This window comes from Runella defluvii, from assembly GCF_014195535.1.
GTDB lineage: Bacteria > Bacteroidota > Bacteroidia > Cytophagales > Spirosomataceae > Runella > Runella defluvii.
The window spans coordinates 44,083-52,908 of the sequence record NZ_JACIBY010000026.1 but is presented as its reverse complement, the minus strand read 5'-3'; the positions used below and the strand labels follow the sequence as shown (position 1 = coordinate 52,908).

8 protein-coding genes and 1 pseudogene are annotated in these 8,826 nt (G+C 43.2%); 7 read left to right on the top strand and 2 right to left on the bottom strand.

Annotated elements, in window-relative coordinates; translation table 11 throughout:
* Window positions 1–266: 266 nt before the first annotated feature.
* The 5 genes and pseudogenes from FHS57_RS30230 to FHS57_RS30210 all read left to right on the top strand — a co-directional run bounded on the left by FHS57_RS30230 (window position 267) and on the right by FHS57_RS30210 (window position 2,867).
* Window positions 267–560 (top strand): hypothetical protein, encoded by a 294-nt coding sequence (locus FHS57_RS30230; protein WP_183980327.1) that lies wholly within the window; start codon window positions 267–269, stop codon window positions 558–560.
* Window positions 520–927 (top strand): protein-export chaperone SecB, encoded by a 408-nt coding sequence (locus tag FHS57_RS30225; protein WP_183980325.1) that lies wholly within the window; start codon window positions 520–522, stop codon window positions 925–927. The genes FHS57_RS30230 and FHS57_RS30225 overlap by 41 nt, the downstream gene beginning before the upstream one ends.
* 9 nt (window positions 928–936) lie before the next feature.
* The gene (locus FHS57_RS30220; RefSeq protein ID WP_183980323.1) at window positions 937–1,512 is read left to right on the top strand and encodes a hypothetical protein; all 576 of its coding nucleotides are present in this window, start codon (window positions 937–939) and stop codon (window positions 1,510–1,512) included.
* A 69-nt stretch (window positions 1,513–1,581) separates the two neighbouring features.
* Window positions 1,582–1,944 (top strand): annotated as a pseudogene (locus FHS57_RS30215) (molybdopterin cofactor-binding domain-containing protein); the annotation flags it as partial.
* A gap of 50 nt (window positions 1,945–1,994) precedes the next feature.
* Window positions 1,995–2,867: a metallophosphoesterase family protein gene (locus tag FHS57_RS30210; RefSeq protein ID WP_183980321.1), complete on the top strand. Its 873-nt coding sequence runs from the start codon at window positions 1,995–1,997 to the stop codon at window positions 2,865–2,867.
* Window positions 2,868–2,946: 79 nt separating this feature from the next.
* On the opposite strand, the gene FHS57_RS30205 is transcribed toward FHS57_RS30210, so the two are convergent.
* Both FHS57_RS30205 and FHS57_RS30200 read right to left on the bottom strand, forming a co-directional pair.
* A complete protein-coding gene (locus FHS57_RS30205; RefSeq protein WP_183980302.1) occupies window positions 2,947–3,327 on the bottom strand; it encodes an STAS/SEC14 domain-containing protein in 381 nt (126 codons plus the stop codon).
* A gap of 63 nt (window positions 3,328–3,390) precedes the next feature.
* Window positions 3,391–4,257 carry a LysR family transcriptional regulator gene (locus FHS57_RS30200; RefSeq protein WP_183980300.1) on the bottom strand — a complete coding sequence of 289 codons (867 nt, stop codon included), beginning with the start codon at window positions 4,255–4,257 and terminating at the stop codon, window positions 3,391–3,393.
* A gap of 127 nt (window positions 4,258–4,384) precedes the next feature.
* On the opposite strand from FHS57_RS30200, the gene FHS57_RS30195 reads away from it, so the two are divergent.
* Both FHS57_RS30195 and FHS57_RS30190 read left to right on the top strand, forming a co-directional pair.
* Window positions 4,385–4,792: an EthD family reductase gene (locus tag FHS57_RS30195; RefSeq protein ID WP_183980298.1), complete on the top strand. Its 408-nt coding sequence runs from the start codon at window positions 4,385–4,387 to the stop codon at window positions 4,790–4,792.
* 129 nt (window positions 4,793–4,921) lie between these two features.
* On the top strand, window positions 4,922–8,539 hold the full coding sequence (locus FHS57_RS30190; protein ID WP_183980296.1) for an alpha-L-rhamnosidase: 3,618 nt from the start codon (window positions 4,922–4,924) through the stop codon (window positions 8,537–8,539).
* Window positions 8,540–8,826 lie beyond the last annotated feature (287 nt).

Here is an 8,826-nt window from a genome sequence, read left to right as displayed (position 1 = left end):
CTCTACGCTGTGAATCGGTGTATGGCTAATGTAGGTACCCATCTCAATATAAATTTTAGCCCTTTTAATGAAAACTAAATATGGTCAAGTACTTAATATAAGATATTGACAATCAGAAAAGTGACATTGTTAAATGTTTTCTTAGATTGATTGTAGCTATTGTAATATTTATTACATTTGCGCCCACTTATCAAACTATCTTACATCATTTGACGTTTGATAGATAGGATATTTTATCATTGATAGTAGTATAAACTCACAGTGTCATGTCTAATTTTTTGGAAGAATTGAAGAAGTATTTTGAGGCTACGCCCCAAGACATTATCTTTGACAATTGGGCTAAGTACGATAACGAAGAAAATAATGTAGGGCCTACCATAGAGGATTTTTTGACCCACTGCCATTTGTATCAGTTGCAGTCGAGTGATCCTATGAAAAGGCCATCGCACCAGTTTTCGTTAAGTACGCCAAGCCCGAAGAGTTCTTCGGGCTTTTTTTATGTAAAATCAATCAACATCAATGGAAAAGGCAGCATTTACCCTTACCAATTATCAATTTGAAAAAGTAAACATTGACCTCACACAGCATACTTCTAACGATTTACTTCTTGATTTCGACCCCAAAGGAGCTTACATCAACCAAGAGAGTGTTTACGAACTAACATTTGTTGTGACTATTTTTGTGCAAGGCCAGACGGCCCCCTTTGTGTTGGTACAGTGCAAGGGCTGGTTTAATTTTGAAAATCTTTCTTCCTACGAAGCCATCCCTGACTACTTCTATCGCAATGCTATCGCTATTCTATTTCCTTATGTGAGGGCTTATGTAAGTTTAGTCACTACCCAAGCTAATGTACCTGGTGTAATCATCCCCACACTCAACCTTTCCGGTTTGGAGGGTAGTCTAAAAAACAACACCACTCAAAAATAGCCAACAACATTGAGTATTAGGATTGTATATCAGACGTTAGAAGACCGCAATAGCGACTTAGACCGCCTCGAAACTAATGGCCCCTATGCGTGTCACTGGGAAAATACGTGGCTGGGCAATGGTTACTATTTTTGGGATACATTAATAGAAAATGCCCACTGGTGGGGCAAAGAAGTGCGCCAATACTCAAGCGGTTACATTATTTGCAAAGCTGTTTGTGACTTCAACGATAATGAGTGCTTTGATCTGTTTGGAAACTTAGAGCATCTGCAATGGCTCAAACAAACGTATGAAATAATGAAAGGCAAAGGGCTCATAACTAATAGGACTACTGTCAAAACAATACTTGCTTTTTTGAAAGGAACACTAAAAAGTTTTGATTACGTAGCCGTAAGAGCCAATGGACTTAAAAGCAAGGGGTTTAATTCTGATTATAGTGTCAATGTACTATTTGAGCCAAATAAGCCTCAATACTTAGATTTATTGCCTGCAGTTCAAATATGTTTTTTTTCTAAGGATGCAATGAGTTTACGCAATTATAGTGTGGTTTATCCGGAAGAATATGCACAAAATGAGTATATATAAGTAACAAATACGCTTGGCGGTATTTTCACCACCAAGGACAAAAACGTTAATTTTCAGTCAGCAACTCATAAAGTTTTTTCACGGCTTTCTTGCGGCGTGGTCGTGAACCTAAGCGGTGCGTACCAGCAAGTGCAAGGTGGAATCATCGACGGCTTGGGGCACGCCTTATATGGCGAAGTAACGCTCAAAGACGGTGTCCCCAACCAACAAAATTTTGATACCTACCGCCTAATACGCATCAACGAAATTCCCGCCGTGGAGGTGCATTTTGTGGACAGCGCCATCAACCCCACGGGTTTGGGTGAACCCGCCCTACCACCTGCCGCCGCTGCGTTTGCCAATGCCTTTTTCAAAGCCACAGGCAAACGCCTTTACAACCAACCTTTTATGAAGGAAGAGGCGATGAAAGGAGTGAGGTTTGGGGTGAAATAGATAGTCCGAACCGTGCTTTTTTCAGTTATACCTTTAAAAATGGCATTCTCATGATGAAGCACTTTCTACTTGTTTTGGTTTACTGTCTTTGTTTAGATGCAGTTTCGGCTCAAAACGGCAACTTTTCTTTCGTTTTTATGACTGATATGCACCTACGCCCCGACCCCGTCGTAGAAAAAGCATTCAATAAAGTAGTACAACGAATAGAGCAACTAAAACCTGATTTTGTGCTTTCGGGTGGAGACCAGATTTTTGACATCATGCGGGGGAATCGAGCAAAAGGAGATTCTCTTTTTACCTATTACCTAAGCCAGACCCGTAGATTTAAAGTCCCAGTTTACAATTGCGTAGGAAACCACGACCTCTTTGGAATTTACGAGGAAAGCCCAGAGGATTCCTCGCATCCCGACTATAAACTGGGCATGTTTAAGCGATATTTTGGTGATCCCTACTATTCATTTAACCACAAAGGATGGCATTTTATGGTCTTAAACGTGTTAGATGTAGATAACTACAAGTACATAGGGAGAGTGGATGAAGGTCAGTTAAAATGGATAAAAAATGACCTCAGTTCCATAAAGCCCGAAACCCCCGTGGTGGTGGTCGCCCATATTCCTTTGGTGACAACTTACCATGACTTGTATCCTCCACAAAACGGCTATCTCTCTCAGCCCCCAGTGGCTAACCGTAACGAAGTCTTGGCGCTTTATAAAGACCATAACCTCAAGTTTGTTCTTCAAGGACATATTCACTGGTTTGAGGACTTAAACATAGCGGGAAAAACGCACTACATCACTGGGGGATCCATCGCTGGTCGACCATCATGGCGCGGTAATACACACGGTTCAAGGGGCTTTTTGAAATTTAATGTATCTGGTGGCAACGCTACCTATGAGTTTGTATCGTATGAGGATAAAGACTGACGTTTCTGAGATAGAAGACCAATAAAAGGAAGTCGCAGTTTCATGCTTTGCTTGCTTTGTGCTTGGTGAAATATAAGACTTAGCCATTAAGTGATCCTGAAATTCCCAACTGCTTCATTAATTCACGGACTGTGACTTGTCGCAGCCGAGCAAGTGAGGTTAAGTACTTGAGGCGGCTTACATTTAGTTTTTCAATTTTATCGAGTAAAATAAGAAGCTCAGCGTACTCTTCCGCAGAAATTGTTTCATCTAAACGTTTTTGGTTGAGGACTTTAAAACGTTCGATTTGGTCAATGGAGAGACTCTTATTTATTTTTTTCAATAAAAAAGCTTCTTTCTTTTGATTATCAGGGGTTTCACGCTGGATTCTTAATGAAAGGATATTGGCAATAAGAGCATCTAAAGAACGATTATCTAATCGCTCGGCCTCGTGAAAAAGCGCTGAGAGGGAAGAATTCATGCCTTGGAAGGTTGATTTTTTACTAAAATACAAGAAAAATAACGCAGAAAGAAAAACATTACTCTAAATCCCCCGCAGCAATTCATACAGCTTTTTTACCGCCTGCTTCTCGTAGGCTTCTTTGAGTGAAATAATCATAATCGTCCGCTTCATGTTTTCGCCTTCGATGGGAATGCCCACTACTTCGGGGTCATTGACGCTGGTATCACTCAAGATGGTGTGCCAATGGCCCGTTTTTACAATTTCAAACAACGTAGGTATATCGTTGATTTCCATGCAGATGTTGGGTTCTAAATTTTTTTGGCTGAACACTTCTTCAAAAAACTGGATTGTACTGTAGCCGCTGAAAGGGAGTGCCAAAGGAAGGGCTGCTACTTCATGAAGAGAGATTGTTTTTTTGGAAGCCAACGATGATTTTTTAGCAGTAACCAATACCATATTAGAGGTCAAAATAGGCTGGTATTTGAGGTGAGGCTCATTGGGCTTTTCGTGGAAAATCAAGACAAAATCAAATTGGTGCGAATTGAGCTTATCGAGCAGGTCTTTGGTGGTGCCGAATACCACTTGAATTTTTATGTTTGGGTACTGCTGGGCAAACTGTATCAAGGTTTTGGCAAAAAGAATCCGCATGGAATAAATCACGCCGACGGTAATTTTTCCTGTGTTCAGGTTTTTCAAATCTTGCAAGAGCAATAATCCTTCATTTGCTCTATTGATGCACTGAAACGCATACGTTTCAAACAGACCTCCCGCTTCGGTAAGCGTGATTCGTTTGCCAATACGGTTGAACAAAGGCACGTTTAATTCATCTTCCAATTGTTTGATTTGCTGGGAAAGGGTGCTTTGGCTAATATTTAATGCCTTTGCCGCCTCCGTAAAGTTCAAGAGCTCCTTGGCTTTTAAAAAATACTTCAGTTGTCTTAGTTCCATCTTTCTAAATCGGTTTTTTCGATGGTTTTTATCGAAAAATAGCGTTTTGCAAATATAAAACCTCTTTAGATATTTGTGCGAAATTGTTTTAAATCAATCAGTTAACACTTAAAAAATACCCTTAGCCATGAAGCTCAAACTACTTCTGTCATCTTTTCTTCTTATTTCTTGTTTGGCGGCGTTTAGCCAAGAAAAACAGTCAAATCAAGCTGCCGAAAAGGGCTTGATTAAAGTATCCGTCATGTATCCTTACGCCGAAGGCAAAACCTTCAACATGGAGTACTACGAAACCAAGCACATGCCCATGGTGGCAGGATATTTGGGGGCAAATTTGGTAAAATATACCATTGAAAAAGGGCTTGCGAGCGGCTTACCAAACCAACCACTTCCCTTTATGGCGATTGGGACTTTTTACATCAAAAGTCTAAGCGACTATCAAGCAGCCGTTGCCCCTAATAGAGAAGCTATTCGGGCTGATTTTGCCAATTATACCAATGTCGCCCCCATCATTTTGGTGAGTGAAGTGGTGAAGTAGCCATAGTCAGTTTTTATTGCCCCCACTTGAGACAATAACGGGGAAGCACAGGATACAAGCGGTATAATGTCAATATATTTTTGAATAATTAAAAGAAATGCAATGGCATATCTAAACCAAAGTTCAAAAATGAAAAGACTAATTTTTACCGCTTGTGTCTTGTTTTTGTGGGGAGCAAAGGTGTTGGCAAACGTCGTGCTGAACCAATTACAAGTCAACTATCAAGCCACGCCGTTAGGAATTGATACCCCAATTCCGCAGTTTTCTTGGCAAATGAAAGCCTTAGACGCAAAACGAGGTTACAGCCAAACCGCCTACCAAATTGTGGTTTCTAACGCTAAAAATCAAGTGGTTTGGGACACCAAAAAGGTAAACTCGGCGCTTTCGCATGGCATCGAATATGCTGGAAGTGGCCTCCAACCCGCCACGCGCTACCAGTGGAAATTGACCGTTTGGGACAATACAGGCAAACCGATTACAAGTAGTTCGTGGTTTGAAACGGGCTTGATGAACCCTTCGATTGCGGCGTGGTCGGGAGCCAATTGGATTGGGGGAAGCGACGACGATATGGTGTTGTATTCGCATTATTTATCGGTGTTTAAGTTTGAATATGGTCTTCAACTCGATAAAACCAGCAATGCTACGAAAGCTTCTTTTGTGTTTGGTGCCAACGACCGCCGCTTGATGACCAAAGACTTGAATCTCATGGGGATGACCAAAGGCAAAAACGAAAGTTATGTGGCCTTGGAGTTAGATATTTCCAACGTTAGCGACGCTGCAGACGGTCTTGCCAAACTGAATATTTATCGTGTAGGCTATACCAAAGACGATAAAGAAGACGTCCCATTGAAAAGCTTTGACATTCCGCAATCGTTGATAAATGCGGCCAATAAATACGAAAAACACCACTTGCTGGTGGAATGTAATTTTGGATTGTTTGAATTTTACGTGGACGGCAACAAAGATGCTAACAAGCTAAAAGACAAAGCGGCACCCGCTGGCGGTGGAGGGCGTTTTGGTGCTCGGGGGTACAACTTAAACCCCGTTGGAAGTGGAAATAACTACATCAGTTTCCCGATGTTAGCCGACATTGGTTTTCGTGTACCTAACGGACAAAAAGCCTTTTTTTCGGGAGTAATAATTCGAAATTATCGCTATCCATCCAATCCAATTTTTACCGAAAACCTTCAAAAACAACCATATTCGGGGATTTTTTCGGCTTCAAATGTGAAAATTGAGAACGGAAGCTACGCAGTAAGTGGCGGCTTAGTCACGGCCGACCCCAGCCAAAATGCAGCGCCCATGCTTCGGACTACGTTTACCACCCAGTCGAAACCCATTGCAAAGGCACGTTTGTACGTTACTGCCCGTGGGATTTACGAACTATTTCTCAACGGAAGTCGCGTTTCTAACGATTATTTTAACCCAGGTCTTACGCAGTACAACAAAACCCACATGTACCAAACGTACGATGTTACTACTGGTATAAAATCGGGTAAAAAGAATGCCATTGGAGCATGGTTGAGCGAAGGCTGGTGGAGTGGTAATATCACGTTCAGCGGCGAAAACTGGAATTTCTTCGGCGACCGTCAGTCGTTGTTGAGCAAATTGGTCATTACCTACGCCGATGGTTCAGAGCAAGTGGTGACGTCAAATCCTACCGAATGGAAATTTTATGGTGATGGTCCCATTCGGTACGGGTCGTTTTTTCAGGGCGAGGTTTATGATGCCAACAAAGAAGCAGCCGTCAATGGCTGGGCGACGGCGGACTACAACGATGCTGCATGGAAATCGGCAGTCGTTGTACCTTTGGACGGAACTGCGTTTAAGGGTACCGTTACCGATGCCTTGGGGCGGAAATCGTCGCTGGAATACGATGACTTTAAACTTGTTGGACAAATGGGCGAAAATGCCACGATTGTCAAAACGTTGACCGCTAAAAGCGTGGAGGAAGTGCGCCCCAAGGTATTTGTCTATGACATGACGCAAAACATGGTAGGTGTCCCCCAAATCACCATCAAAAATGGCCGAAAAGGTCAAGCTGTTACCCTGCGTTTTGCGGAAGTAAAGTACCCCAATTTGCCCGACTACAAAGGCAATGAAGGCATGGTGATGATGGAAAACATTCGGGCGGCGTTGGCCCAAGATTTGTACATTTTGAAGGGGGGCGACGAAGTCATTCAGCCGCGTTTTACCTTCCACGGCTATCGCTATTTAGAAATTACGGGCATCGACCAAGCCATTCCCGTGTCGGATGTAAAGGGCTTGGTGATTAGCTCGGTGATGGATTTATCGTCGAGTTACACCACTTCCAACGAATTGGTGAACAAGCTTTGGCAAAACATTACGTGGTCGTTGCGCAGTAATTTCTTGTCGATTCCCACCGACACCCCCGCCCGCAACGAGCGCATGGGCTGGAGTGGTGATATTTCGGTTTTTGTCAAAAGTGCTACCTTTTTGACTCAGGCCAATCCTTTCTTACGTCGCCATTTGTTGGCCATGCGTGACATGCAGCCTGAAAATGGCCGTTTTACCGACGTCGCGCCCGTGGGTGGTGGTTTTGGGGGAACGTTGTGGGGAAGTGCAGGGCTTACGGTGGCGTGGGAAACCTACCGTCAATACGGGGATGTACAACTTTTACGGGAACACTACGATGCCATGAAAAAGTACATCAACTTCTTGGAAACCAAGGTGGACAAAACGAACGGGATTTTGAACGAAGGCCCGCTGGGCGACTGGCTGAGTCCCGAAAACAACAAAAATGACAACACCCTTTTCTGGATGTCGTACTTTGCCTACGACTTGGAAATTATGAGCAAAGTCGCGACCATTTTGGGTAAAACCGGCGAAGCGGCGCAGTTTGCCAAACGTCAACAAGAAATCAAAAAGACCATCAATGACGTCTATGTTGATAAAAATACGCACCGTACCGTCAAATCGGGGGTAGTAGCAGCACGTATGGGGCCTCCAGGGCCGCAAGCGGCTGAAACAAAATCGGACAAAGGCGTGCTCATGGATACCCAAGCCTCGTACGCCATTCCGTTAGCGTTGGGAATGTTTGACGAAGTAAATAAACCGTTTTCTATCAAGTATTTAAACGAAACCATTGAGCGTAAAAACAAAGACGACGGCGGCATCGAACGTCCCCCTTATTCGCTGATGACGGGCTTTATCGGGACTGCTTCTATATCAGAGGCGCTATCAGACAACGGAAATCACGCCCAAGCGTATCGTTTGGTGCAGCAAAAAGATTATCCGTCGTGGTTGTACTCGGTGGTCAATGGCGCAACTTCGATTTGGGAACGTTTGAACAGCTACACCGTTGAAAATGGTTTTGGAGGAAACAACAGCATGAACTCCTTCAACCACTATTCGTTTGGGGCTGTAGCTTCGTGGATGTACAATTATTCGTTGGGAATTCAGCGCCATCCCGACAAAGCAGCGTTCAAAGAGTTTGTACTCAAGCCTACTCTTGATCCCGACAATCGTATTACGTTTGCCAAAGGCTACGTGGACACGATGTACGGACGCATTTCGAGTGAATGGGAAAGCAAATCAACTACGTTTACGTACAAATGCACGGTGCCTGCCAATACAACCGCGACGTTGCATCTTCCTGCCAAAAGCCTGACCCAAATCACCGAAAGCGGCAAACCTATTGCGCAATGGAAAGGGGCAAAGTTGGAAAATGGAGATGTGATTTTGCCTTTAATATCAGGAAGTTATGTTTTTGAGGTAAAAGAGTAATAGTTACAAAGACGTTTATATTGCTTCGGACAGGGCCGCCTGTGCGGAAGCGTAACCCTTACAAAGGTTGCGCTTCTCCGAAGCAATTTTGGATTGTTCAAAACCTTTCAATAAATGTTGCGCCTACAAAGGTTGCGCTTCTCCGAAGCGATTTTGGATTGTTCAAAACCTTTCAATAAATGTTGCGCCTACAAAGGTTGCGCTTCTCCGAAGCAATTTTGGATTTTTTTTAAACCTTTCTACAAATGTTGCGCCTCTGCCGAGGCGATTTTGACAAATTTAAATTT